The following is a 25,601-nucleotide window of genomic DNA, read 5'->3' as shown; positions in this document are numbered from 1 at the left end:
ATCCGTGCGTATCTTGAGAGTGTTATGACCACCGCCACATTATCCAATCCTTGGTACAAAGCCATCAGCATCAATGCTGCAAGCCTAGCGGTGATGGCGGTGCTGATCGTGGTGAGCCTGTCTGTGGGTGTGGCGGATTTTAGTTGGCAAAACCTGATCACAGGCCAAGTCAGCCAAGACACCCAAATCCTACTACAAAGCCGTATCCCCCGTACGCTTGCCATCATCTTGACTGGTGCAGGCATGGCGATCAGTGGCATGATGATGCAAGTCGTGCTAAAAAATCGCTTTGTCGAGCCATCGATGGTCGGCGCTACCCAAAGTGCGGCACTTGGGATGCTCATCACTGCACTTGTATTGCCATCAGCACCTATCATCGCCAAAATCAGTATCGCTACCGTCTGTGCGATGGCGGGCATGATGATTTTTATGATGCTGATTAAGCGACTGCCTGCCACCGACCATCTGATGATTCCGCTTGTGGGGATTGTCTTTAGTGGTATCATTGATGCGATGAGCACCTTTATTGCGTATCAGACCGAGATGGTGCAGCTGCTTGGTGTGTGGCGATTTGGCGATTTTTCGAGTATTTTGGCAGGTCGCTATGAGCTACTGTGGCTCGTCGGTGCGGTGTCGGTGATGGCTTATGTCTTGGCGGATAAGCTGACCATCATTGGGCTTGGCGATCATATCGCAACCAACTTGGGGGTGAATCGTGAGACCATCTTACGCCTATCGGTGGTGATGGTGGCTTTGGTGAGCTCGGTGGTGGTGGCGACGGTTGGTATGATTCCGTTTGTCGGGCTGGTCGTGCCGAATATCATCAGCCGACTGATGGGTGATAGACTTAGGCTTACCCTACCTGCGGTGGCACTGCTTGGTGCATCGGCGGTGCTACTGTGCGACATCATTGGGCGGCTGATTATTTATCCGTTTGAAATCCCTGTGACGGTGGTCTTTGGGGTGCTTGGGGCGATGGTGTTTTTGTATTTATTATTAAAAAATCCCAAATAGCTTTCTTTATAATTAATTTACTAAATCATCACTGACAATCGCCAATTTTTTCGGCTTTTTTAAATAATTAACCTGATCAATCATGTCTGTTACCCAACTGTTTGCCCGTCCTATTGCGCTGATTCAGGCACGACCGATTGCCGTGATGGCGGTGCTACTTGCCATCGCCATGCTGCTGTTTATGAGTGTCAATGCCAGTGGTAATTGGTCGTTTATCCTAAGTTTGCGTGGTAAAAAGTTGCTCGCGCTTTTGGCCGTCGGTTTTGCCATTGGCACATCGACGCTACTGTTTCAGACTTTGACGCACAATCCGATTTTGACCCCAGCGCTGCTTGGCTTTGATAGCTTGTATGTGCTGATTAAGAGCTTGATGGTGTTTTTCTTGGGGTCGGTGGGGATGGCGTCGATACCGACTTTGGGTAAGTTTGGCTTTGAAGTCATCATCATGCTTAGCCTATCGCTTGTGATGTTTCGGATGCTGTTTGGGCGACACAGTCAGGATTTGACACGGCTGATTTTGGTGGGTGTGGTCTTTGGGCTATTGTTTCGCAGTTTGTCATTTTTGGTGGCTCGGATGATTGACCCCGAAGAGTTTGTGACCATCCAATCAGTGAGCTATGCAGGCTTTAACACGATTAATACCCAAGTGCTCAGCGTCGGCATGGTGCTTTGCGCCATCTGTGCGCTACTCATGTATCGGATGCGCCATAAGCTAGATATTCTACTGCTTGGGCGACTGCCTGCGATTAATCTGGGTATTGATTATACTCGGCTGACGCTTGGGATGCTTGCGATGATTGCGCTGCTGGTCGCTGTATCGACGGCGATGGTGGGGCCGGTGACTTTCTTTGGGCTTCTGGTGTGTGCGCTGACCAATGCGATTAGCCCATCGATGCATCACGGCAAGCGACTGGTGCTTGTGAGTCTGATTGCCATGCTGTGCTTGGTGGCAGGGCAGATGATTTTTGAGCATCTGCTCAAGATGGCAGGCGTGCTTGAAGTGGTGATTGAGCTGGTAGGCGGTTTGGCATTTTTGTGGATTATTTTTCATCAATATCAAAAGCAGGCAACACGATGATACAAGTTCAAGGCGTCGGCTATCGACTCAATAACGGCACGCAGATTTTGGATGATGTTAATTTGTCACTGCACACAGGGCAAGTGGTGGCGCTGATTGGGCCAAATGGCGCAGGCAAATCCACCTTATTCAATCTGATGGCGCGCATCACGCCACTACAGTCGGGCAAGGTGAGCTTTGGCGGCTGTGATGTGGCGACGACAGACAGTCGCAAGCTTGCCTGTACGCTTGCCATGCTCACCCAAGAAAATCATGTGCAAGGACGGCTGCGAGTGCGTGAGCTGTTAATGTTTGGGCGGTATCCGCATCATCAAGGCGTGCCAACGGCGGTGGATGATGAACGAGTTGAGCAGGTGATGGCGGAGTTTGAGCTGACGGCGCTAGCGGAGCGGTTTTTGTCCGATTTGTCCGGTGGTCAGCGTCAGCGGGTGCTGATTGCGATGGTGGTGTGCCAAGATACGCCGTATCTGCTGCTTGATGAGCCATTGAACAATCTGGATATGTACCATGCAGGGCGATTGATGCGTAAGCTTCGAGTGCTTGCCAAAGCGGGCAAAACCATCGTCATCGTCCTACACGACATCAACCAAGCGGCGCAGTTTGCTGATACGGTGGTGATGATGAAATCAGGGCAAGTCATCGCCACAGGCAAGCCTATCGATGTACTGACCGCAAGCACGATGAAACAGCTGTATCAAGTCGATGCCACCGTGCTATATCATGATGGCAAGCCTGTGATTGTTGATGCGATGGCGTGATGAATTGGCTTGGTGTGGTGGCTGTACCAATGATAAACTGCTACTAACTGTGCCGTGACAATTTTTTGGAGAAATTTTATGTCTGATTTTAAAGAAATTATCAATCGTTCTATGGCAATTCGTGCCAAATATCATGCCCTAGAAGACAAGCATCATGGCTCAAAATGGACGATAGAAGAAGATGCCTTAGCATTTTTAACCGATGCAGGCTTGGTGGGTCGCTTGACGATGGCACATGAAGGACGTTGGACAAAGTCAGATAGCGATGTGGACAGTGAGCTTGCCCATAAACTTGCAGAAAATATTTGGTGGCAAATTGTCTTAGCTGAACGCATGGGCATTGATATCAATGTGTCGATGGAAACATTTTTGGCAAAGTTAGAGCGTCGATTGCCTTAATTATCATCTGACACCCGATAGCCAGCCTTTATAGGTTGGCTTTTTTAGGCATGGCATAATGTTGACAGTACATACTTTATGTTATAGCATACGAATCAGTGGTTGGGGGTGGAGTAAAACAAGAATAACGCTTTGAAAAAGCATATATTATCAAGACAAGGCAGTGGCGATATGATGCATCAATACGGATATATTTTTAATAAATACTTCAAAATTACCTGTCTTTTCTTATTGGTGCAGCAACTGATTGTGGCATCATCGACCTATTTTATTGCCAAATTGGCGGCAGGCGTGGGTGCAGGCGACATCCAAATGCAGTATGCCGTGCTGTTTGTGGCATCATTGGTGGTGGTATATTTGCCGGCGTATTTTTGCATGGTGTATTTGGAGCGTGCCAAATACAGTGCTTGGCAGGCGTATGCTTGGCGGTTTGAGCAGTATTTTTTGGGTCAGGCAAGCTTTTATGCTGATGATGTTACCAAGACAACAAGCCTATCCATGCTTGCCCAAGAAAGCAAAAGTTCGATTGATGAGACGCTAAACACGGTATTTGATGTGTTGGGGCTGATATTAAATGTCGTGCTTAATATTGTGGTGTTTGCATTGATGTTAGATAGTGTGATTTTGCTGGGTTATGCATTGGGCATGGCGGTGGCGTTTTTCTATCTTAAGCGTTCACGCCGTATCAATCAAGTGGCGCAAGAAGCGCAACAAAGCCGACTTGCCGTGATTTCGGTGCTCAATCATGCGTGGGATAATGTTGTTTTGAATAATCAATACAATCACACACTGTATCAGCAGACATTGGCACAAAAATTTGATACCGTAACCGCTGCCAACGTTCGCTGTCAGGCGGTGCGACATGGCTATTCGAATGTGGGGATGATGCTACTGCTATGCCCTGTGATGCTAATGACGGCGGTGATTTTTTATCAACATATCACACAGCTTGAGCTGTTGGCGGTGCTGATTGCGACTTTGCCAAGACAGGTGCAGCTGCTACAAGTGTGCTATAGCTTGCTTGGTCATCATGTCAATATTCGGGTGATATGCTCAAGATTACAGGGGCTTAGCGAGATATTGAGTACGCCAAAGCCTAAGTTGCAGGAGCGAATTTGTGCTGATAAACTCAAGGTTTGGCAAACTGGGCAAGTGTTTAACCCAAATGCATTGCCTACCGCTGGGCGCATGACGCTCATTGCGGACAATGGCGCTGGCAAAAGCAGTCAATTATTATTGCTCAAAGAGCAGCTGGGCGAGCAGGCGTATTATCTGCCCACAAAGCATCATCTGTATTTTCGTGAGCGGATGGCAGGCTCAACAGGACAGCAGTTGATGGCGCAATTTGATGAGATTGCAGGGCTTGATGTGCCTGTGATTTTGTTGGATGAATGGGATGCTAATTTGGATGCAGATAATACCGCACAGCTTGATGCACGCATTGATGAGCTTGCTTTGCATAAGCTGATTATCGAAATCCGTCATTTGCACAAGCACTAAGCAAGACTAAGTCAAATAATACAAAGCTAAGCTAAGCAAAACTAAGCCAAGCAAGCTTAAAGCAGGTGCTACAGATGAGTTTACTGATTGGCTAATAATTGCTCAATCTGCCCCTTATCCTTGATTTTTTTGATGATGTGCCACAGCGTGTCCGCTTCATCATAGCCTTTGGTGAGCATACCTAGCCACTGCTTATAGCGACCAATCAGCCCATTTTGGTTATCCGTAGTATCCGCCAAAAATTGTAATTGATATTGGCATAAGCTTGCCCAGTCCATGCCATCCAAGCCTGCAATGGTAGCAATCAAATCAGGACGAGTGACCGCCCCACGACCGAGCATCAGATGTGGGGTATCAGCTTCAGCCATACAGCGTTTGGCGTCATCCGCTGTCCAAATCTCACCATTGGCAATCACAGGCATCCCAAGCGTGGTAAAGGGGGCGACCTTATCCCAATAAGCAGGGGGCTTGTAGCCATCGACTTTGGTGCGAGCATGGACGGTCAGCCAGCTGGCATTGGCGGATTTGATGGCTTGTCCGATGTCAGTCATCAGGCTCGTGTCCGTGTAGCCCAGACGGATTTTGGCAGAGACGGGGATGTCGCTTGGCACAGCACTCCGCACAGCGCTGATGATGTGGTACAGCACTTCGGGCTCTTCTAGCAGTACCGAGCCACCTTTGTGGTTATTGACTGTCTTGGCAGGACAGCCAAAATTTAGGTCAATCGCCGCCGCCCCAAGGCTGACCGCTGTCACAGCGCTCTCTGCCATCGTCTCGGGGTTGTTGCCCAGTAGCTGAATATGCACAGGTGTACCGCTGGCTGTCCGACCGCCGTGATGTAGTTCTGGGACAAATTTATAAAAAACATGGGCGGGCAAAGGATAATGCGTGACACGGATAAACTCACTCACCGCCCAGTCATAAGGCGCGCCAAGTGTACAAGCAATATCAGTCAAAATCCGTCGCATCAGCGGGTCAGTCAGACCTTCCATCGGGGCAAGTAGGCGGACAGGATGGGGGAAGAAATGGTTAAAAGTCATAAAGTTCGGATAAATACTGTTAAAATATTGGAATGGGGTTGAATGCAAACATTGATGGCAGCTTAGCCATAAATCACTTTTTTGTGCACCAAGCCATGCAGCAAATCGCCAATATGATGTACATCAAGCAGGCTTTTGCCACGAGTGCAGGCGACATACAGCAGGCGCAGCTCTTCGGGGGTGATTTTGACCGATAGCGCATTGACATCGTACAAAAAATCATCGCTGATTTGTACCCGACCCCACTCAAGCCCCTTTGCCTTGTGCGCTGTGGAGACGACATAGTCGGCATGGCTTTGGGTGGATAGGCTATTGATGGCTTTGGTGATGGTGCCTGTGCCGTGCTCTTCGATGAGTTTGACCCAAGTTTTTAGGTCACGACCTTCGCCAGTTTCGCTAAACTCTTGGACTTCGCCCCAGTGATTGAAGTAGGCAAGCTCGGGGATGCCATAGGCGGATTTGCCGTTTTTTAGGCTGTCCGCCCCTTGACAAAAGCGTAAAATTCGCTGACTGTCCGCCTGCAGTGCCACCTTATGCCCAAGCTTGAGCCCATCAAGTAGATGGCTCATAGCGGTGGCGTTGGTGCGACAAAGAATGGCATCTTTTGCGCTGTGTACTAGGCTTTTGGCAAGGGTCGATGGCTGATTGGGATTGCCTTTGAGCGGGATATCTTCTTGTAAGGCGGTCAAAAACACATTGGCAACATCGGCAATCGCCTCCCCAAAACGAAACGACTGCGTCAATAGCGTCTGCGGATAGGGCAGGCGTTTCATGGCGTTGAGCGCGCCACGCCATTCATAAATCTGCTGATGCGCATCGCCGACATAGATGGTCTGCTTATCTTGACGGATGAGTGCGCCCATCATCAAGGGGTCAGCGTCTTGGGCTTCGTCAAACAAGATAAAATCGGCAGGGATAATGGGATTGGACAGCGTCCATAATTTTAGATAAATATCATGGCTGATGCCTGCTTGATGGCGTGGGTCAATCGACTGTAGCCACCGCCGTTCAAAGGCGGGATACAGTGTCTGCTGTAGCTGACTGGCATCGGCTTCGCTCATCCATGATGGCGCACTGATGTGGCGTGGGGCAGGATAGGCGGATGATGTCTTACAAAAGGTGGTAATCGACTCGCTGATGATATTGGCAAGCTTGGCAGGCGTGAGCGTGACGGGTTTTTTGATACCATCAATCATCCGCTCGGTGCTAATGGCAGTCAAATCAAGCTCAGCCGCCAGCCGTGACGGTGTCAGGCGGGGTAGGCTAATCTTGGCAGTGATGTCACGATTGACATGGCGATAAGCGAGTGAATGAAAGGTCTGACAGCGGACATTGGGCGGAAATTTGCCCTGTGCTTCGGCGGCGATGGCTTTGTTGAATGCCAAATACAGCCCACGACCACGCAGATTTTCGCTGATGAGCTTAAGCGTCGTTGTCTTGCCTGCGCCTGCATAAGCGACAATCTTGAACGACTGCCCCGTCAATGCCATGTCCAAAGACGCCAACTGCTCATCAGTCGGCGTGGGGGTGGTAGTGGTCATACCATGAATGGCAGGGCTGTGATAACCACTCGATGTGGCACTGTGTTGGCTCATAGATGGTGGGACAGTCAAAAATAAGCCATTATAGCATATTTACCCCAATCATCACAGGCAAAGCAATAGTCTAGTGAGTGATTGACAAAAAAACCTGCACAAACTCGATGATTGGTGCAGATTTGATGGCTTTGACAATGCGTGATAAAGGCGGGCTGTTTATAATTTACCACCGAACTGATATCGGCTGCCGGCGTGCCACATATTGACAATGGTTACCGCTTGTCCTTGTGAGCGGGTTTTGCGGGTCAGTAGTAGTGCAGGTTCGCACTCAGCCATCTGTAGAGCGGTACGCACGGTGTCGGTGGGATTTTTGGCAAAAATGGTGTATTCACCCGCTTCTAGGGGGACGTGAGCAATCAAAAAATCACTGGTATTAACTTTGGTAAAATCCTGCTCAATAAACTCAGGGATGACTTTGGCATTCACCCATCGCTCTTCATACTGCACGGGCTGATTGTCCGCATAATGAATGATGCTGACTTGATAAACCTTGTCATCGGCTTGTGGCGCACCGCCAAAAAAGATGGTGCTAAGCTCATGATTATCAGGTAAATTGAGCTTGTGAATATCCAAAGTGTCAATCAGCACCACGTCGGCGCGATAAGTTTTGCCGGCATCGATGGTGTCTTTGGCGATGTTACGCACTTCAATAAAGGTGTGATTGTATTTTTGCTGTGCCACAAACGTGCCTGAACCCTGACGACGCTCAAGCACACGTTCATTTTCTAGCTCTTTTAGGGCGCGATTGACCGTCATGCGAGAGACGCCAAATTTCTCAGCCAAACTGATTTCGGCAGGAATGGCACTCCCTTGATGCCAAATGCCGGCATGGATGTTGGTTAGAATGGCATTTTTGATGGTCAAATAGGCAGGTTGTTTTGGCACGATTTACCCCTTGTTGGCACGCAGATGGCTGATGATATTGCCATCAATACCCCAAAAAAAGACATGAAGCTGGCGTATCCATTGAATAACAGGATGAAAATTGACACATCATAGCACAAAGTATCAGGTGTGTTAATCATTTGTTGATGAATGTATATGCGACTGCCAATCTGATGATGATAAGTGCTGACAATTGCCACCCGTTTTATCAAAAAAATCGATAGGTTTATTAATATTATCAAATTATGATGATAAATTGGCTGTGTTATAATTGACAAAAATTTTAGAAATACATAGGGCGTGCTTGTCATGCCCTTCGCTACATTTAGAAGTGATTGTTATGTCTTATCCCAAGCCAAATAACCATTCAGCCAACTTTTTCTTTTTGGTGTTGCCACGATTTGCCCTGTTTTGGGTGTGTGTGGCGCTCATTCCTGTGGCGTGGTTTTTTCAGATTTGGTGGTTGCTTGTCATTGCAGTGGCTTTGACCTGTCTTGGCATTTATAACATCAACCAAAAACGCCATGCGATTTTGCGTAATTATCCCATCAGTGGACACATTCGCTTTTTGTTTGAGAATTTTCGCCCAGAAGTGCGTCAGTATTTCATCGAAGGCGACCGCGAAGAAGTGCCATTTTCACGCTTGCAGCGCTCCATCGTCTATCAGCGTGCCAAAGATTTGGACAGCACCACTGCCTTTGGCAGCTTGAATGATTTGAGTAAGCCGGGGACGGATTGGTTCTTGCACTCGGGGCGTAGCCACAAGATTGATAATCATGATTTTCGTGTGCGTATCGGTAATGAGCGCTGCCTTAAGCCTTATGATTTGTCCGTGTTTAATATCTCGGCGATGAGCTTTGGGGCGTTGTCTGCCAATGCCATCGAAGCGCTGAATAAAGGCGCAAAAGAAGGCGGTTTTGCCCATGATACGGGCGAAGGAAGTATCAGCCCTTATCACCAAAAGCATGGCGGTGATTTGATTTGGGAGCTTGGCACGGCGTATTTTGGCTGTCGTGATGAGCATGGCAGATTTAATCCCGAGACCTTTAAACAGCGTGCCAGTCTTGAACAAGTCAAGATGATTGAAATCAAGCTATCACAAGGCGCAAAACCGGGTAAGGGCGGTGTGCTACCGTCATCAAAAATTACCGAAGAGATTGCCTTGACCCGTGATATTCCGATGGGCAAAGACTGCATTTCGCCGGCGACGCATCCTGAATTTAGCACGCCAAAAGAGCTGGTGCAGTTTTGGCAGCAGCTGCGTGAGCTATCAGGCGGTAAGCCTGTGGGCTTTAAGTTATGTATCGGTATGCCGTGGGAGTTTATGGCGATTGTCAAGGCGATGAAAGAAGAGAATAACTATCCTGATTTTATCGTCATCGATGGTGCTGAAGGTGGTACAGGTGCTGCGCCTGTGGAGTTTATGGATTCGGTGGGGATGCCACTTGTCGATGCGCTGATTTTTGTCCAAAATACTTTGGTCGGTGCAGGCATTCGTGACAAAATCAAAGTCGGCGTCAGTGGCAAAATCATCAGCGCCTTTGATATTGCCAAGATGATGGCGCTTGGGGCGGATTGGTGTAACTCGGCGCGTGGCTTTATGTTTGCGGTGGGCTGTATTCAGTCTCGCTCATGCCATACCAACAAGTGCCCAACCGGTGTCGCCACCCAAGACCCAGCCCGCCAAAAGGCACTGGATGTGCCAGATAAATCTCGCCGTGTCAAAAACTATCATGGCAACACCCTAAAGGCACTCGCAGAAATCGTCGGCTGTGCAGGGCTTACCCACCCAACCGAGCTGATGCCACATCACATCGTGCGTCGTCAGCCCGATGGCTGGATCAAGCTACTGTCAGAGCATTATCAATTCATCGAATCAGGCTCGCTACTGACCGGTGACTGTGGTCGCCGTGTGCTCGATGATATGTGGCTGCTTGCCGATCCGAACAGCTTTCAGGCGATGAGTATCGCTGATGAGATCGTCGATGCGGAGAATGAACGCAATCGTGCCTAATGCCACAGCACCCATACCAAGACATCGCCAATCGGTGATGTCTTTTTTTGTGGGTTTCATGTGGAACTTAGTTAATCAGCTATGCTTAAGCTTGCTTTCAATATTTTAATCAAAATAAACCAGCCAATGACTTAATATCATCAATACTCTGTTTCAAGCTCATGGTTTCATTATGCAAAATCGCATATCTCAAACTTTCCATACACAAACTGGCACAAATAAATGATTGATAATGCAAAGAATGTCCCACCATATTTTGCTTAACCAATTCATCAGCAAAAGCAACTCGCAACATTTTGTGCATATCATCATATAGCCCATAACGGCGAGATTGGATTCTCCATAACGCTGAAATAGTGTGCCGAGAATTGAGAAAATCTTGAAAAACTTGTTCGGTTTGACAATGTTCATTAGCGAGCAAATCCGCAAATTTTTGTTTAAAATCAAAAAACACTTCATCAATTAAAGAAACCAATCCCGAATAATAACGGTAAAAAGTCGTGCGATTAACCCTTGCTTTTTCAATCACATCTTTAGCGGTAATCTCATCAAATGGCTTTTCGTGTAACAAATCAATTAAAGCACGGTGCATAGTTTCGCGTGTTTTAATCACACGCAGGTCGGTTTTGTTCATGGCTTACTCGTTGGTTAAACTATTTGCTGGTTAATTTCATTATAAGCATACTTTTTATGTATTTTGTATGGATATGCTGAAATTTAAATATCATTTATAGCTATTTTAACACATAAAAATCTCCTAAAATACACTTATCTTAAATTTTCAACACACACAAGGATTTTTTATGAAACGCACTATCGTCATTACTGGGGCAACATCGGGTATCGGCAAAGAAACGGCATTGGCATTTGCCAAATTAGGCGACAATATCGTGGTCAGCGGTCGCCGTAAAAAAGAAGGTTTAGAAGTTGTCAATGAAATCAAATCGTTGGGTGCGAATGCGATTTTTGTCAAAACAGACATTACCCAAGAAAATGAAGTCAAAGCCTTGATTGAACAAGCCGTTGCCCATTTTGGTAAAATTGATGTAATGGTCAATAATTCAGGCATTGCAGGGCGTGAAAATGTACCATTACATCAACATTCTACCGAAAATTTCCGTGAGTTGATTGAAGTCAATGTGATGGGGCTATTTTGGGGAATGAAATACGCCATTGACGCAATGCTCAAAACTGGCGGTGGCGTGGTGGTCAATTTGGCGTCTATTGCAGGTTTAAATGGCATTGAATTTACTTCACAATATTCGGCAAGCAAACACGCAGTGGTCGGCTTAACCAAAAGTGCGTCGTTAGATTATGCGACGCAAGGCATTCGGGTCAATGCCGTTGCCCCTGGGGCAATTAAAACCGATATTTTGCAAAATGCTATTAACGCAGGCGTTTATCCAGAAGATAAAATTGCAGGCATTCACCCGATGAATAAAATGGGCGATACGAGTTCTATTGCTAATGCGATTGTGTTTTTGGCATCGCCTGATGTGCCGTTTATGACAGGAACGATTTTAAATGTTGATGGCGGTTTTTGTGCCAAGTAATTTTTAAAAATCAATGGGTTTTGGTGTTTTAATAATGCCAAAACCTTTCACTTTTTAGGATAATAAAATGTATCAACACACGATTGCTTGGTATCAAGGCGAAATTTTGGAAGCATGGTTTATTGTGGGGGCGGGCGTTTGTTTGGGGCTGATTGGTTTGCTGTGCCATTTTTATGGGCAAAGTACAGGGGCGAAAGCCTTGTTTGTGCCGATGATGGTGCTTTTGGTGCTGTTTTTGGCGATTGGTGTGCCGATGATTTATAGCAATATACAGACCATGGCAAACGTGGCAGACACTTATCAAGCCGTGGGCGAAACGCAATTTGTTGTCGATGAATTAAAACGGGTAGCGAATTTTCAATATTTGTATCCGATGTCTATTGCGATTAGTGTGGTTAGTTTTGCGGTGGCGTTGGCGTTATTGCATTTTGATGTGGGCGTGAAATGGAAAGCGTGGGCAGTGGCGTTACTTATTTTGGGGACTTCGTTTGCCGTGATTGACTATTTTTCTAAAGAACGAGCGAATGGCTATCGGGCGGTTTTGGAACAGGCGAAAAAGTAAAGCAAAACACCGTTTTATTTTACTGAGTTTGTCAACTTTCTAAAGTAAAAACACCGTTTGCAACTGTCAAACGGTGTTTTGGTCTAGGAAATCGACTTAGAAAAATCCCATCGCCTTGGCAGAGTAGCTGACCATTAGGTTTTTGGTTTGTTGATAGTGGTCAAGCATCATCTTGTGTGTCTCACGGCCGATACCTGATTTCTTGTAGCCACCAAAGGCAGCGTGTGCAGGATAGATGTGGTAGCAGTTGGTCCACACACGGCCTGCTTGGATGGCACGGCCAGCACGATAGGCGGTGTTACCGTCACGGCTCCAGACACCCGCGCCAAGTCCATACATGGTGTCGTTGGCGATGGCGATGGCTTCGTCAAAGTCCTTGAAGGTGGTGACGGACAAGACAGGGCCAAAGATTTCTTGTTGGAAAATCTCCATGCTGTTCTCACCCTTAAAGATGGTCGGCTCAATATAAAATCCGCCATCAATCTCACTGCGTGCTTCACCGCCAGTCAATACTTCAGCACCTTCTGATTTGCCCTTAGCAATGCAGCCTAAGATCTTGTCTTGCTGCTCTTGGGATGCTTGTGCGCCAATCATGGTCTCGGTGTCGAGCGGATGACCGGTTTTGATTTTCTTGACACGCTCAACAGCTTTTTTCAAGAACTCTTCGGCGATGCTCTCATGCACCAGTGCACGAGATGGGCAGGTACAGACTTCGCCTTGGTTTAGGGCGAACATCGCAAAGCCTTCGAGTGCTTTGTCCAAGAAGTCATCATCTTTGTCCATGACATCGGCAAAGAAAATATTCGGTGATTTACCGCCAAGCTCAAGCGTCACAGGGATAATGTTCTCGGTGGCGTATTGCATGATTTTTTGGCCGACTTCGGTTGAGCCGGTAAAGGCGACTTTGCCGATGCGTGGATTGGTCGCAAGCGGTGTGCCGACTTCAGGGCCAAAGCCATTGACCACATTGAGCACGCCTTTTGGTAGCAAATCTGCAATCAGCTCAATGAGTACCATGATGCTGACAGGGGTTTGTTCGGCAGGCTTGAGTACGATACAGTTACCTGCCGCCAGAGCAGGGGCGATTTTCCATGCCGCCATCAAGATTGGGAAGTTCCAAGGGATAATCTGACCCACCACACCAATCGGCTCGTGGAAATGATACGCCACCGTATCGTCATCGATTTGGCTGATGCTACCTTCTTGGCTGCGGATACAGCTAGCAAAATAACGGAAATGGTCAATCGCAAGCGGAATATCGGCTGCCAGCGTCTCACGGATTGGCTTACCATTCTCCCAAGTCTCGGCGACCGCCAGCGTCTCAAGATTGGCTTCTAGGCGGTCAGCGATTTTTAATAATAATGCAGAGCGTTCGGTCGGTGAGGTCTTGCCCCAAGCGTCTTTGGCGGCGTGTGCAGCATCAAGTGCTAGCTCGATGTCTTTGGCATTGGATTTGGCGACTTTGGCAAAAGGCTTGCCATCGACCGGTGAGATGTCATCAAAATATTCACCATCCACAGGGGCGACCCATTGCCCACCGATGAAATTGTCGTATTTTTCTTTGAAATTGACTTTACTGCCTTCGGTATTCGGATTGGCATAACGCATGATAAGTTCCTTTTATGAGTGACTGTGTCATCAACGCAACAGGCGATGCCACCATGCATTCCCTGCATTGTCGATACACTTATAATGCATGAAAAATTTGATGCTTGGCAAATGGCATCTTGTAGTTATTTTGTATCAATAACTTGCTAAAATGTAAACAAATAACGTATCACTGGGCACAATCAACTTTAAAAAAATCAATGATAACGATTAAAATTTTTCGTATAAAAAGCCGTCAAACGTCTTGACATTTTTAAAATTCTTAAAATAACAGACTGTTTAGCCAAACCTTGAAAATAATTGCGTCAATCGGCACGAATTTTATCGACATTTACACGATTGAAACTTGTTATCTTTAGAAAAAAGGCGTACACTATATAGCGGTATGTCTTATAACAAGACGCATAGTTCGTTGCCATCATTTGATGAGTCAGTCAGGATGGCAATCTGATTTTGGCTAACCATGGCGTAATACAATGACAAACAGTAAAGAGACGGTGGCGTTTTTAAACACCGAATTGGCGGCAGACAGTGCAGCCTATGTCGAAGCACTGTATGAACAATATTTAGAAGATAATAACAGTGTCAGCACCGAGTGGCAAACCTACTTTGCCAACTATCAGCAACCGACTGATGCTCCACACAATGCCATCAAAGAGCAGTTCTTGCTTTTGGCACGCAACCAAACCAATGCACCACGAGCAGTAGCTCAGTCTTCTGGTGACACCAATCCAAAATTGATGGCAGTACAGCAGCTGATCTCATCGTATCGCCGCCGTGGTCATCGCATGGCAAACCTAGATCCGCTAGGACTACAAGATCGCCCACAGCTAGAAGAGCTGACTTTGGCATATCATGGTCTATCTGAAGCTGATCTTGACACCGTATTCCCAACCAATGATCTTGCCATCGGCAAAGACAGCGCAACGCTGCGTGAGATCATCGAGATCCTAGAGCGTATCTATTGCAGCAGCATCGGCTATGAGTACATGCATGTATTCACCGCCACCGAAAAACGCTGGTTTGAGAATTATATCGAATCAAATCAAGGTCATATCACCTTTGACAAAGCCAAAAAACTAGAAATCCTAGAGCGTCTAACCGCAGCTGAAGGTCTAGAAAAATATCTAGCTCGTAAATACACAGGTGTGAAGCGTTTTGGTCTAGAAGGTGGCGAAAGCTTTATCCCTGCAATGCATGAGATGGTACAGCGTGCTGGTGGCTACGGCTCAAAAGAAGTCGTTATCGGTATGGCACACCGTGGTCGTTTGAACCTACTTGTCAATATCTTGGGTAAAAATCCAAGCGATTTGTTTGATGAATTTGACGGTAAAGTACAGCCAGCGGTTGGTTCAGGCGATGTCAAATACCACAACGGTTTTTCATCAAACGTGATGACCCCGGGTGGTGAGATGCACTTGGCATTGGCGTTCAACCCATCGCATCTAGAGATTGTCTCGCCAGTACTGCTCGGCTCAGTGCGTGCTCGTCAAGCTCGTCGCTCAGACAAGTACGGCTATGAGATTGACAACAGCACCGTTATGCCAATCGTGGTGCATGGTGATGCTGCCTTTGCAGGTCAGGGCGTGAACCAAGAAACTTTCCAAATGTCACAAACTCGTGCCTATAAGACAGGCGGCACCGTGCACATTGTCATCAACAACCAAGTAGGTTTTACCACATCACGTCCAGAAGATGCTCGCTCAACCGAGTACTGTACTGATGTTGCCAAGATGGTTCATGCACCGATTATCCATGTCAATGGTGATGACCCTGAAGCGGTGGTATTCGCTTCTCAATTGGCGGTGGATTATCGCCGTGAATTTGGCAAAGATATCGTGATTGATATCGTCTGCTATCGCCGTAACGGTCATAACGAATCAGATGAGCCATCAGCCACACAGCCGCTGATGTATGCTGTCATCAAAAAACTACCAACCACTCGCACGCAGTATGCGGACAAGCTTGTCGCAGCAGGCGTGATTAGTGCCGAAGAAAATGCCAAGTACGAAGACGACTATCGTGTCGCGCTAGACAATGGTCAAAATGTCGCAAGTGGCTGGGTCAGCGAGCCAAATACCGAATTGTTCGTGGATTGGAAACCTTATCTGGGTCATAAGCTAGAAGATGACTGGGAAACTGGCGTTGATATCAATAAGCTAAAAGCCTATGGCGAAGCAATGGCAAAAATCCCAGAAGGCTTCACCTTGCAGCGTCAAGTGGCAAAAGTCGTGGAACAGCGTCTAGCCATGCAAACCGGTCAAGAGCCACTGAACTGGGGTGCTGCTGAGACTTTGGCTTATGCTAGCCTTGCAGACGAAGGCTCATTGGTGCGTATCACCGGTGAAGACGTCGGTCGTGGTACATTCTCACATCGCCACAGTGAGCTGTACAACATGAATGACGGCAGTATGTACATTCCGCTACAGCACATTTCACCAACCCAAGCACGATTTGCGACTTATAACTCGCTACTATCCGAAGAAGCGGTGCTTGCCTTTGAATATGGCTATGCAACTACAGTGCCAAATTCATTGATTATTTGGGAAGCGCAGTTTGGCGACTTCGTGAACGGTGCGCAGGTGGTGATTGACCAATTCATCTCATCAGGCGAAACCAAATGGCAGCGTCTGTGTGGTCTAACAATGCTATTGCCACACGGCTTTGAAGGTCAAGGCCCTGAGCACTCATCAGCCCGCCTAGAGCGTTTCTTGCAACTGTGTGCCGAAGAAAATATGCAAGTCATCACACCGACAACACCTGCGCAGATTTTCCACGCATTGCGTCGCCAAGTGGTTCGCCCAGTGCGTAAGCCATTAATTGTGATGTCACCAAAGAGCTTGCTACGCCATCCGCTAGCGACTTCTGAGCTGTCAGAACTGGCAACAGGTAAGTTTGAGACAGTATTGCCAGAGATTGACACCATCGACAACAGCAAAGTGACTCGCTTGGTACTGTGTGGCGGTAAAGTGTACTACGATCTACTTGATCAACGCCGTAAGCTGGGTCAAGAGCATATCGCCATCGTGCGTATCGAACAGCTATATCCGCTACCAGAAGCACGCATTCTAGAAGAGATTGCAAAATATCCAAATCTAGAAGAAATCATCTGGTCACAAGAAGAGCCATTGAATCAAGGTGCGTGGTACTACCTAGCGCCAGAGCTATATCGCATCGTTGTACCTGCGCCAACCAAGGCGAAAATCATCGCACCATCAGCTCGCCCAGCGGCAGCTGCACCGGCGACTGGTTCACCGAAGATGCACGCAGAACAACAAAAAGCCCTAGTCGCTCAAGCGCTTGGCGTTACTGTTGATGAGCTACAATAATTGATCCGCAGCCAAATCATTTGACTGGTTTGGCTGTTTTTCCTTTTTAAAATTAAATTAATTGATATTTATAAACTTTTAAGGAGTTTATTATGGCTGAAATCAAAGCCCCAGTATTCCCAGAATCAGTTCAAGATGGTACGATCGTTGAGTGGCATGTTGCCGAAGGCGAAGCAGTCAGCCGTGACCAGCTATTGGCTGAAGTTGAGACTGATAAAGTTGTGCTAGAAATCGTTGCCCCTGATGATGGCGTAATCACCAGCATCGTCAAAAATGTCGATGACACTGTCCTATCAGCAGAAGTGGTTGCTATTTTTGAAGCGGGCGCAGTCGCTGCAGCACCTGCCGCTGCACCAGCTGCCGAAGAAGCGCCAAAAGCAGAAGCTGCCGCAGCTGCACCAGCACCAGCATCAACTGGCGCTGAAGGTGATTTCAAAGACCAAAGCCCAGCAGTACGTAAAGCTGCCAAAGAAACTGGCGTAAACCCTGCTGATGTTCAAGGTTCAGGTCGTGGCGGTCGTGTGACCAAAGCAGACATGGTCAACCCAACGCTAAAAGGTGACAATGGTCAAGTCATCGCAACTGCCGTAGGTCAGCGTATCGAAAAACGCGAGCCAATGACTCGTCTGCGTAAGCGTATCGCTGAGCGCCTATTGTCAGCTACCCAAGAAACTGCAATGCTGACCACCTTTAACGAAGTGAACATGAAGCCATTGATGGATCTGCGTGCCAAGTACAAAGATCGTTTCGAAAAACGCCACGGCGTAAAACTTGGCTTTATGTCACTATTTGTAAAAGCAGCGACCGAAGCGCTAAAACGCTTCCCGGCGGTGAACGCATCAATCGATGGCAACGACATCATCTATCATGGTTACTATGATGTGGGCGTGGCAGTATCTTCTGATCGTGGCTTGGTTGTGCCTGTACTGCGTGATACTGACAACATGAGCATGGCTGATGTTGAAGCGGGTATCCGTGACTATGCGATCAAAGCTCGTGAAGGCAAGCTATCTATCGAAGAGATGACTGGCGGTACATTCACCATCACCAACGGTGGTGTCTTTGGTTCACTACTATCAACCCCAATTATCAACCCACCACAAACTGCCATCCTAGGCATGCACGCCATCAACGAGCGTCCAATGGCGGTCAATGGTGAAGTGGTGATCCTACCGATGATGTATCTTGCGCTATCTTATGACCATCGCCTAATCGACGGTAAAGAAGCGGTACAGTTCCTAGTGACTATCAAGGAGCTGATCGAAGATCCACAAATGCTACTACTAGACCTATAATGTCTGTAGCATGATTCACACAAAGGATTGTCGGCTGATGGCTTGGCAATTCTTTGTCCATTTTATAAATCAATAATAAAGAGATAGTTATGAAAAATTCTTATGATCTAGTTGTCATCGGCGGTGGCCCAGGTGGCTATGAAGCAGCAATCCGTGGCGCACAGCTTGGCTTTAGCGTAGCGTGTATCGAAAAGCGTGTTCACAAAGGCGAACCTGCGCTTGGCGGTACTTGCTTGAATGTCGGCTGTATTCCATCAAAAGCACTGCTTGACAGCTCACATCGCTATGAAGCAACCAAGCATGAGCTGGCTGAGCACGGCATCACCACAGGTGATGTGAACATTGACATCGCCAAGATGCTTGAGCGCAAAGATGCGATCGTCAAAGGCTTGACTGCTGGTGTCGCTGGTCTACTAAAAGGCAATGGCGTGGACTGGCTACAAGGCTGGGGTACGCTGGTTGATGGTAAATCGGCTGAAAAACAAGTGAAATTCACTTCACTAGAAGGTGAAGAGTCTGCCATCACTGCTAAGTATGTCATCCTAGCAGCAGGTTCTGTGCCAATCGAAATCCCAGTGGCTAAGACTGACGGCGAATACATCGTTGATTCAACTGGTGCGCTAGAGTTCGCTGAAGTGCCAAAACGCCTAGGCGTAATCGGTGCTGGTGTGATCGGTCTTGAGCTTGGTTCTGTATGGCGTCGTCTAGGTGCTGAAGTCGTCGTTTATGAAGCGATGCCTGAGTTCTTGGCAGTGGCTGATAAAGAAATCTCAAAAGAAGCAGCTAAGCTCCTGAAAAAACAAGGCCTAGACATCCGTGTCGATACCAAAGTGACCAATGCAGAAGTGGTCAATGGCGAAGTGGTTGTAACCACTGATGTTAAAGGCGAAGTAAAAACCGAGACCTTTGATAAGCTAATCGTCTGCGTCGGCCGTCGTGCTTATAGCGAAAAACTACTTGCCGAAGGCTGTGGTATTGAGCTGACTGAGCGTGGCTTGGTAGCAGTAGATGATCAATGCAAAACCAACCTAGACGGCGTCTATGCCATCGGTGACCTAGTGCGTGGCCCAATGCTTGCACACAAAGCGATGGAAGAAGGTATGATGGCAGTTGAGCGTATCCACGGCGAAAAAGCGCAAGTGAACTACGACACCATTATCAGCGTCATCTACACACACCCAGAAATCGCATGGGTGGGCTTGACCGAAGAAGCTGCCATCGCTAAGGGTCATGAAGTCAAAACTGGTACATTTAGCCTAGCAGCCAACGGCCGTGCACTAGCACAAGGCGAAGGCATGGGCTTGGTCAAAGTCGTGGCAGATGCCAAAACTGACCGCCTACTAGGTATGCACATGGTCGGCGTGGGCGCAGGCGATATCGTCCACCAAGGCATGATTGCGATGGAGTTTGTATCTAGCATCGAAGATCTACAGTTGATGACTTTTGCTCACCCAACTGTCTCTGAAGCGGTGCATGAAGCGGCACTATCTGCTGATGGCCGTGCAATCCACGCTATCCAACGCAAAAAACGCAAGTAATCAATAAACTGATTGATTTAACTTAAGTTTGATACACCCCAAAAGTTTTGCGCTTTTGGGGTGTTTTTATGGCAAAATAACACAAAATCTAGCACCTATCGATGACAGGAGTATCGATCAGATGGCGACAAAAGCACGCAAATCCAATAAGCAAGGGGCGGTTTACCTGCTTGAAATGCTTAAGAAAATTCCTAAACGGCCTAAAAGCATCAGTAGTAGCGAGCTACATCATGCACTGACGGCACAGGGCTATACGCTCAGTCTGCGTACGCTACAGCGGGATCTACAGTCGTTGTGCGATGCGTTTGGGATTATTTGTGATGATCGTCAGACGCCTTATCGTTATCAGTGGTCGGCGCAGTCTTCTGGCGTGAGCATCTCGCAGATGAATGACCAAGAAGCGTTGTTGCTGCAGTTGGCATATCAGCATCTGAAGCATTTTTTGCCAAATTCTGCCAAGACATCGCTGGAGTCTCTCTTTGCACAAGCAGGCTATGAGCTGTATCATCGGGATGCGACCGATGATCATGCCAAAGCATGGATGAAAAAGGTTGCCATTGCGCCGATGGCTCAGCCATTATTACCCCCTGTGATTTTGCCTGAAGTGCTTGATGCTATCAGCACAGCCCTGTATGACAATCGATATTTGACCATCAGATACGCCAATCAAACTCAGCGTCGCCACAATCTTAGCAGTGAATACAGCATAAAGCCTTTGGCGCTCGTGCAACAAGGGAGCAATCTGTATCTGGTCGCACAGTTTGATGGCTTTGATGATATTCGTCATTTGGCACTGCATCGCTGTCAGGCTGCGGCCGTGTCGTCGCTGACATTTGAGTATCCGAGCGGGTTTGATTTATCGGATTATATCAATCAGCAGGCGGGTTTTGGCTTTGGGCGAGAGCGGATTTGCCTTGAGTTTTGTATTGATGTAATTGAAGGATTCCATCTGACCGAGACGCCATTATCAGCTGATCAAGTGATACAAGCGCATGATGGCTATTATCATGTCCGTGCCACCGTGATGGATAGTGATATGCTAGATCGCTGGCTCAATGGCTTTGGCGAGAGCGTGTGGCAGGTGAAGAAGGTGGCGGTGGATGAGCTGATAGATGCATGATAAGGTATAGTGGGCGCAAAACAAGTGGCAAAGCAAGACAGTCTGCCGCAGCCTATGGGCTTTATGGCATGAGTGGTGTTTGGTAAATTATCTAAAAAGTTTGTCATAACCACACCCAAAAGCCTAGCCTAAGTGCGTAACTGTCTAAGCGCCCAACTTTTGGGGTGTGGTTTTAGGCTTGGTTTTTTCAGAAATTTTTGGATTCTGTCTGCTGTTGGCTGGTTTTGGTATTGTGTTGTGCTTGCTTGCGCATCTTGCCAAATTCCTCTGTATAGTATTCTACATAGACCTGAAAATCACCCATGTGTGGCGATGATACCGTGATGGTTTCGGCTCTTGGGGTCTTAAATCGTGTTTCACGATCACCAACAAATGGCTCTTTGCTTCCAACAACTGTGTAGTCGTTTTGCTTAACATAAGAAACAATCTTTTTGTAGGTGGTATGATCCATGGGGTCGGATTCGTGTATCTGCATAAAGACATAAACCAATTTTTGATTGGTATCAAAGCCAAATTGCACATGATTTAAGCCTTCTATGCCAAAGCCTGTGCCGTCATTTTCTAGAATATATCCACCGGCGTATGATTTGGCATATTCATCAAATTGGTAATTTTCCAAGCGTTTTTTGACGGATTCAAAGGTCGATGCCTGTAGCTTAAAGCCTAGCACATTAGTGCCTGTGATGCTTGGGTCGTCTTCTGGGTCGGGTGTCGTTGGCGCAGATGTCACTATAGGAGTAGTGACCGCCGAATCAGCGGCATGAGCATGCGATGTATCATCACTTGGGTGTGTGGCGGTGTTTGATGTATCAGTACAGGCGGTGGTTGCGCTCAATAATACGATTGTGCAGCAAAAAGTTTTTAGTGGTGTCATGACAAATCGCTCCTTGCAAATGAATTTATTGTAATAATATTTCAAAATATTTGCAAGAATTAAGCTCTGTTTGTACAACAGAGCTTAATTTGAGTTGTGTACATAGGGCTAGTGTCGGTGATTTTTTAAGATTTTTTTGTAAATAAATTAAACCGTCTATTTAAACTTCACCACGCCCACGCCATCAGCTTTGGCGTTTTGCTCTTGGATGATGGCGGTCTCATCAGGGGTGGGGCGGCGTTCGCTGTGCCCACAGTCGATGCATTCGATGTATTCATCAAACTGTGGCGAGAACACCTGAATTTGTACGATGACATCGACTTTTTTGCATGATGGACAAGCAACGCCAGCTAGAAATTGGCGTTTTGGGCGATTGGATTGATAGCGCATGACCGCTCCTATGCCAAGCCACGATGGCGAAGCAGTGCTTCATTAGTCGCCTTGCGACCACGGAACGCCAGATAGTTGTCTTTGGCATCTCGTGAGCTACCACGAGCCAAAATCTCGGCACGAAATGCACGACCGGTAGCAGGATTATAAATCCCATCTTCTTCAAATTTACCAAACGCATCCGACGACAGCACTTCTGCCCAGATGTACGAATAATAGCCACAGGCATAACCACCGGCAAAAATATGACTAAAGCCATTGCCAAAACGCTGATAAGCAGGTGGCATCACCACCGCAATTTCTTGGCGGACGGCATCGGCGACAGCTAGGATGTCTTGGTAGCTGACATTGCCAAAGTTCGCCATTGATTGACTATGTAGGCGCAAATCATACAGCCCAAACTCCATTTGGCGTAGGGTCTGTAGTCCTGTTTGGAAATTTTTGGTGCGAATCAGCGCGTCTTTTTTATCGCTTGGCAGTGGCTCGCCAGTGTCGATATGGCGGCTGATTTTTTGTAAGCCTTCATCAGTGATGGCAAAATTTTCCATAAACTGACTGGGTAGCTCGACCGCATCCCACTCCACGCCACTGATGCCTGCCACATCCGCCACACCGACTTCGGTCAATAGATGGTGCAAGGCATGGCCAAACTCATGGAATAAGGTATTGGCTTCGTCAAAAGATAGCAAGCTTGGCTTGTCATTCACCGGCGGGGCAAAATTCCCCACAATAAAGCCCACAGGCAAGGTGGTGCTATCGCCTTGCTCGTTGCGTTTTTGGAAATCATCAAGCCATGCACCGCCTTGCTTGCCACTACGGGCAAATAGGTCAAGATACAGACCGCCAAGCAATTCACCGCTATTTTCATCGCTCAATTGACAAAATAGCACATCATCATGCCAAGCAGAATACGCCTGCTTATCCACAACTTCGATGACCACGCCAAACAAGGTGCGACAGATGTCAAACAAGCCATCGAGCACCACAGGCAATGGGAAATAAGGGCGTAGCTCGTCAGATGTCAGGCTAAATTTGGCTTGGCGGATTTTTTCGCTGACATAGGCGACATCCCAAGGCTTAAGCTCATCAAGTCCTAGAGATTTGGCAAATTCCTGTAATTCGGCATATTCTGCCAATGCTTTTGGCTTGGCTTTGTTTGATAAATCTAACAAAAACGCTTCGATTTCTTGGCTGTTTTCTGCCATCTTGGTCGCGAGCGAATATTCACTATAATCTGCCATGCCAAGCAATTTGGCTTTTTGGGTACGCAGATTGATGATGTCGGTCATGAGTGGCGAATTATCAAAGTCTTTGGTATCAGGGCTTTGGTCAGATGCACGAGTATTGTAGGCGTGATAAATCTCTTCACGCAGTGCACGGCTATCAGCAAAGCTAATCACCGCCAAATACATCGGAATATCAAGTGTTGCTACATAATCACTTGGCAAATTGACATCAGGATGGCTAGCACGATAAGCATCACCAGCGGCCTTGAGTAGTGCCAAGCCATTGTCGCTAATCCCTGATAATTCATCAGTAGTCAGCGGGCGAGTATAGTGGCGAGTGGCATCCATTAGATTATCCGAAAATTTGGCGGATAATAGGCTAAGCTTACTTTGGATGTCGGCAAATTCGGCTTTTTTGGCGTCATCGAGTGCCACGCCTGATAGCACAAAGCTTTGTAGGGCTTTTTTGATGGCTTGGCGTTGGGCGTCATTTTGATGCTCATTTGGCAATTGCTCAAAGCCATCATGCACGGTCTGATACAGCTGATACAGGGCTTTTGATTGACCCACACGAGTGCCAAAGGCAGACAGCTTGGGCAATACTTCATGATGTGCATGGCGAATATCGTCAGTGCTTGCCACGCTATTTAGGTGTGATAATACGCCAAATGCACGCTCAATGGCACGGCTAAGCGTATTAAAAGTTTCAATTTGTGCAAAAGCGTCTGCCACGCTCACATCACCATCCATCGCTTCGATGGCATCAAGCTTGTCGGTGGCGGTTTGTAGTGCTTGTTCGGTCAAGGCTTGCAAGGAATTTGGTGTGGCTTTATCAAAATCCACCAATGCCAAGCGAGCATCCAGTGGGCTTGTGGTCAAATCAATCGTAGTCATCGTCATTGCATCTCAATTATCAAAAAAAGCTGGTTCTATTATGCGTCCAAATGCATATTTTACAAGACAAATTCATGCTACAATAGCCTTTTATTGCGATAAATTCACTCATGACACCCATCACGATTACCAGTTTTAATATCCACAAAGGTATGTCGCCGACCAATCGTGCCGTGCGATTGATTGGCATGAAAGATGCTTTGGCACGCCTAAACCCTGATATCATCTGCCTACAAGAAGTCCAAGGGCAAAATCTAAAACGAGCCATCGCCTTTAATGAATTTCCATCACAGCCGCAGCATGAGTGGTTTGGCGAGTTTTTGGGTTATGCGGATAGTTATGGCAAAAATGCCGAATACGAGCATGGTCATCATGGCAATGCCGTGCTGTCACGCCATCCGCTTGACCCCAAGCACAATGTCAATATCACGGTCAATCGCCTAGAAAAACGGGGCATTTTGCACTGTGAAGTGGTGCCTGATGGATGGCAGATGCCTGTGATTGTGCTGTGCTGTCATTTAAATTTACTACACAAAGACAGGCTAAAACAATACCAAGCCATCCGTGAGTATATCGCCACTTTGGATAAGCAAGCGCCACTGATTTTGGCGGGGGATTTTAATGATTGGTCAAAAAAATCTTGCCAAGCGCTGTCAGGTCTTGGGCTGGATGAAGTGTTTGATGTCTGTCATGGGGCGTATCCTGCGACTTATCCTGCCAAGATGCCGATGCTCTGCCTTGACCGTATCTATGTGCGCGGGCTACAGGTGCATAATGCGATGGTGCATGGCGGTGTGCCGTGGTCAAATTTATCCGACCATCTGCCGATTAGTGCGGTGGTGTCGCCGATGGATGCTTAAAATAAAAAGCCCACCCGAGCGGATGGACTTTTGCGTATGTCTGGGTTGTAGGTCAATCAGACCACG

At 47.3% G+C, this 25,601-nt stretch carries 21 protein-coding genes; 13 read left to right on the top strand and 8 right to left on the bottom strand.

The window, feature by feature from the left end:
• Positions 1–24 precede the first annotated feature (24 nt).
• The 5 genes from B0680_RS07695 (at position 25) to B0680_RS07675 (ending at position 4,749) form a co-directional block, all read left to right on the top strand.
• Positions 25–1,014, top strand: a complete 990-nt coding sequence (locus B0680_RS07695; protein ID WP_143821392.1) for an ABC transporter permease — start codon at positions 25–27, stop codon at positions 1,012–1,014.
• Positions 1,015–1,096: 82 nt separating this feature from the next.
• A complete protein-coding gene (locus B0680_RS07690; protein ID WP_078254523.1) occupies positions 1,097–2,092 on the top strand; it encodes an iron chelate uptake ABC transporter family permease subunit in 996 nt (331 codons plus the stop codon).
• Positions 2,089–2,850 (top strand): ATP-binding cassette domain-containing protein, encoded by a 762-nt coding sequence (locus B0680_RS07685; RefSeq protein ID WP_078254522.1) that lies wholly within the window; start codon positions 2,089–2,091, stop codon positions 2,848–2,850. Before B0680_RS07690 ends, B0680_RS07685 begins: the two co-directional genes overlap by 4 nt.
• A gap of 78 nt (positions 2,851–2,928) precedes the next feature.
• Positions 2,929–3,249 (top strand): nucleoside triphosphate pyrophosphohydrolase family protein, encoded by a 321-nt coding sequence (locus tag B0680_RS07680; RefSeq protein WP_078254521.1) that lies wholly within the window; start codon positions 2,929–2,931, stop codon positions 3,247–3,249.
• A 132-nt stretch (positions 3,250–3,381) separates the two neighbouring features.
• Positions 3,382–4,749 carry an ATP-binding cassette domain-containing protein gene (locus B0680_RS07675; RefSeq protein ID WP_143821391.1) on the top strand — a complete coding sequence of 456 codons (1,368 nt, stop codon included), beginning with the start codon at positions 3,382–3,384 and terminating at the stop codon, positions 4,747–4,749.
• 80 nt (positions 4,750–4,829) lie between these two features.
• On the opposite strand, the gene B0680_RS07670 is transcribed toward B0680_RS07675, so the two are convergent.
• The 3 genes from B0680_RS07670 to B0680_RS07660 form a co-directional block, all read right to left on the bottom strand.
• Entirely contained in the window at positions 4,830–5,789 is a 960-nt protein-coding gene (locus B0680_RS07670; protein WP_078254519.1) for a tRNA dihydrouridine synthase, read from the bottom strand.
• A 62-nt stretch (positions 5,790–5,851) separates the two neighbouring features.
• Positions 5,852–7,330 carry a UvrD-helicase domain-containing protein gene (locus B0680_RS07665; RefSeq protein WP_078254589.1) on the bottom strand — a complete coding sequence of 493 codons (1,479 nt, stop codon included), beginning with the start codon at positions 7,328–7,330 and terminating at the stop codon, positions 5,852–5,854.
• 213 nt (positions 7,331–7,543) lie between these two features.
• On the bottom strand, positions 7,544–8,272 hold the full coding sequence (locus B0680_RS07660; protein WP_228143774.1) for a UTRA domain-containing protein: 729 nt from the start codon (positions 8,270–8,272) through the stop codon (positions 7,544–7,546).
• Positions 8,273–8,612: 340 nt separating this feature from the next.
• Here B0680_RS07660 and B0680_RS07655 point away from each other — a divergent pair, with 340 nt between their 5' ends.
• Positions 8,613–10,286, top strand: coding sequence for an FMN-binding glutamate synthase family protein (locus B0680_RS07655; RefSeq protein ID WP_078254517.1), 1,674 nt, complete (start codon positions 8,613–8,615; stop codon positions 10,284–10,286).
• A 109-nt stretch (positions 10,287–10,395) separates the two neighbouring features.
• On the opposite strand, the gene B0680_RS07650 is transcribed toward B0680_RS07655, so the two are convergent.
• Positions 10,396–10,920, bottom strand: a complete 525-nt coding sequence (locus tag B0680_RS07650; protein ID WP_078254516.1) for a TetR/AcrR family transcriptional regulator — start codon at positions 10,918–10,920, stop codon at positions 10,396–10,398.
• A 169-nt stretch (positions 10,921–11,089) separates the two neighbouring features.
• Here B0680_RS07650 and B0680_RS07645 point away from each other — a divergent pair, with 169 nt between their 5' ends.
• On the top strand, positions 11,090–11,839 hold the full coding sequence (locus tag B0680_RS07645) for an SDR family NAD(P)-dependent oxidoreductase (protein WP_078254515.1): 750 nt from the start codon (positions 11,090–11,092) through the stop codon (positions 11,837–11,839).
• A gap of 67 nt (positions 11,840–11,906) precedes the next feature.
• Positions 11,907–12,401, top strand: a complete 495-nt coding sequence (locus tag B0680_RS07640) for a hypothetical protein (RefSeq protein ID WP_078254514.1) — start codon at positions 11,907–11,909, stop codon at positions 12,399–12,401.
• Between the two features lie 96 nt (positions 12,402–12,497).
• Here B0680_RS07640 and exaC read toward each other — a convergent pair whose 3' ends face one another.
• Entirely contained in the window at positions 12,498–14,009 is a 1,512-nt protein-coding gene (gene exaC, locus B0680_RS07635) for an acetaldehyde dehydrogenase ExaC (protein WP_078254513.1), read from the bottom strand.
• A gap of 476 nt (positions 14,010–14,485) precedes the next feature.
• Here exaC and B0680_RS07630 point away from each other — a divergent pair, with 476 nt between their 5' ends.
• The 4 genes from B0680_RS07630 (at position 14,486) to B0680_RS07615 (ending at position 21,291) form a co-directional block, all read left to right on the top strand.
• Positions 14,486–17,338: a 2-oxoglutarate dehydrogenase E1 component gene (locus B0680_RS07630; protein ID WP_078254512.1), complete on the top strand. Its 2,853-nt coding sequence runs from the start codon at positions 14,486–14,488 to the stop codon at positions 17,336–17,338.
• A 92-nt stretch (positions 17,339–17,430) separates the two neighbouring features.
• Complete coding sequence (gene odhB / locus B0680_RS07625; RefSeq protein WP_078254511.1) at positions 17,431–18,633, top strand: 2-oxoglutarate dehydrogenase complex dihydrolipoyllysine-residue succinyltransferase; 1,203 nt, start codon at positions 17,431–17,433, stop codon at positions 18,631–18,633.
• An 89-nt stretch (positions 18,634–18,722) separates the two neighbouring features.
• A complete protein-coding gene (gene lpdA / locus B0680_RS07620) occupies positions 18,723–20,171 on the top strand; it encodes a dihydrolipoyl dehydrogenase (protein WP_078254510.1) in 1,449 nt (482 codons plus the stop codon).
• A gap of 121 nt (positions 20,172–20,292) precedes the next feature.
• Entirely contained in the window at positions 20,293–21,291 is a 999-nt protein-coding gene (locus tag B0680_RS07615) for a helix-turn-helix transcriptional regulator (RefSeq protein WP_078254509.1), read from the top strand.
• 187 nt (positions 21,292–21,478) lie between these two features.
• On the opposite strand, the gene B0680_RS07610 is transcribed toward B0680_RS07615, so the two are convergent.
• From B0680_RS07610 to B0680_RS07600, 3 genes are all read right to left on the bottom strand, one after another.
• Positions 21,479–22,165, bottom strand: a complete 687-nt coding sequence (locus B0680_RS07610; protein WP_078254508.1) for a hypothetical protein — start codon at positions 22,163–22,165, stop codon at positions 21,479–21,481.
• A gap of 156 nt (positions 22,166–22,321) precedes the next feature.
• Positions 22,322–22,555 carry a YheV family putative metal-binding protein gene (locus tag B0680_RS07605; RefSeq protein WP_078254507.1) on the bottom strand — a complete coding sequence of 78 codons (234 nt, stop codon included), beginning with the start codon at positions 22,553–22,555 and terminating at the stop codon, positions 22,322–22,324.
• A gap of 8 nt (positions 22,556–22,563) precedes the next feature.
• A complete protein-coding gene (locus B0680_RS07600; RefSeq protein WP_228143773.1) occupies positions 22,564–24,681 on the bottom strand; it encodes a M3 family metallopeptidase in 2,118 nt (705 codons plus the stop codon).
• 104 nt (positions 24,682–24,785) lie between these two features.
• Here B0680_RS07600 and B0680_RS07595 point away from each other — a divergent pair, with 104 nt between their 5' ends.
• On the top strand, positions 24,786–25,535 hold the full coding sequence (locus tag B0680_RS07595; protein ID WP_078254506.1) for an endonuclease/exonuclease/phosphatase family protein: 750 nt from the start codon (positions 24,786–24,788) through the stop codon (positions 25,533–25,535).
• The last annotated feature ends 66 nt before the right edge of the window (positions 25,536–25,601 follow it).

Source organism: Moraxella pluranimalium, from assembly GCF_002014825.1.
Lineage (GTDB): Bacteria > Pseudomonadota > Gammaproteobacteria > Pseudomonadales > Moraxellaceae > Moraxella > Moraxella pluranimalium.
The sequence above is the reverse complement of the archived record's forward strand: the minus strand, read 5'-3'. Positions and strand labels throughout refer to the sequence as shown.

Bases quoted from the DNA above. Each gene is read 5' to 3' on its own strand.
- odhB (WP_078254511.1), top strand. From the start codon at position 17,431: ATGGCTGAAATCAAAGCCCCAGTATTCCCAGAATCAGTTCAAGATGGT.
- B0680_RS07610 (WP_078254508.1), bottom strand. From the start codon at position 22,165: ATGACACCACTAAAAACTTTTTGCTGCACAATCGTATTATTGAGCGCA.
- B0680_RS07655 (WP_078254517.1), top strand. From the start codon at position 8,613: ATGTCTTATCCCAAGCCAAATAACCATTCAGCCAACTTTTTCTTTTTG.
- B0680_RS07685 (WP_078254522.1), top strand. From the start codon at position 2,089: ATGATACAAGTTCAAGGCGTCGGCTATCGACTCAATAACGGCACGCAG.
- B0680_RS07640 (WP_078254514.1), top strand. From the start codon at position 11,907: ATGTATCAACACACGATTGCTTGGTATCAAGGCGAAATTTTGGAAGCA.
- B0680_RS07690 (WP_078254523.1), top strand. From the start codon at position 1,097: ATGTCTGTTACCCAACTGTTTGCCCGTCCTATTGCGCTGATTCAGGCA.
- exaC (WP_078254513.1), bottom strand. From the start codon at position 14,009: ATGCGTTATGCCAATCCGAATACCGAAGGCAGTAAAGTCAATTTCAAA.
- lpdA (WP_078254510.1), top strand. From the start codon at position 18,723: ATGAAAAATTCTTATGATCTAGTTGTCATCGGCGGTGGCCCAGGTGGC.
- B0680_RS07630 (WP_078254512.1), top strand. From the start codon at position 14,486: ATGACAAACAGTAAAGAGACGGTGGCGTTTTTAAACACCGAATTGGCG.
- B0680_RS07680 (WP_078254521.1), top strand. From the start codon at position 2,929: ATGTCTGATTTTAAAGAAATTATCAATCGTTCTATGGCAATTCGTGCC.
- B0680_RS07650 (WP_078254516.1), bottom strand. From the start codon at position 10,920: ATGAACAAAACCGACCTGCGTGTGATTAAAACACGCGAAACTATGCAC.
- B0680_RS07615 (WP_078254509.1), top strand. From the start codon at position 20,293: ATGGCGACAAAAGCACGCAAATCCAATAAGCAAGGGGCGGTTTACCTG.
- B0680_RS07645 (WP_078254515.1), top strand. From the start codon at position 11,090: ATGAAACGCACTATCGTCATTACTGGGGCAACATCGGGTATCGGCAAA.
- B0680_RS07600 (WP_228143773.1), bottom strand. From the start codon at position 24,681: ATGACGATGACTACGATTGATTTGACCACAAGCCCACTGGATGCTCGC.
- B0680_RS07695 (WP_143821392.1), top strand. From the start codon at position 25: ATGACCACCGCCACATTATCCAATCCTTGGTACAAAGCCATCAGCATC.
- B0680_RS07670 (WP_078254519.1), bottom strand. From the start codon at position 5,789: ATGACTTTTAACCATTTCTTCCCCCATCCTGTCCGCCTACTTGCCCCG.
- B0680_RS07595 (WP_078254506.1), top strand. From the start codon at position 24,786: ATGACACCCATCACGATTACCAGTTTTAATATCCACAAAGGTATGTCG.
- B0680_RS07665 (WP_078254589.1), bottom strand. From the start codon at position 7,330: ATGACCACTACCACCCCCACGCCGACTGATGAGCAGTTGGCGTCTTTG.
- B0680_RS07605 (WP_078254507.1), bottom strand. From the start codon at position 22,555: ATGCGCTATCAATCCAATCGCCCAAAACGCCAATTTCTAGCTGGCGTT.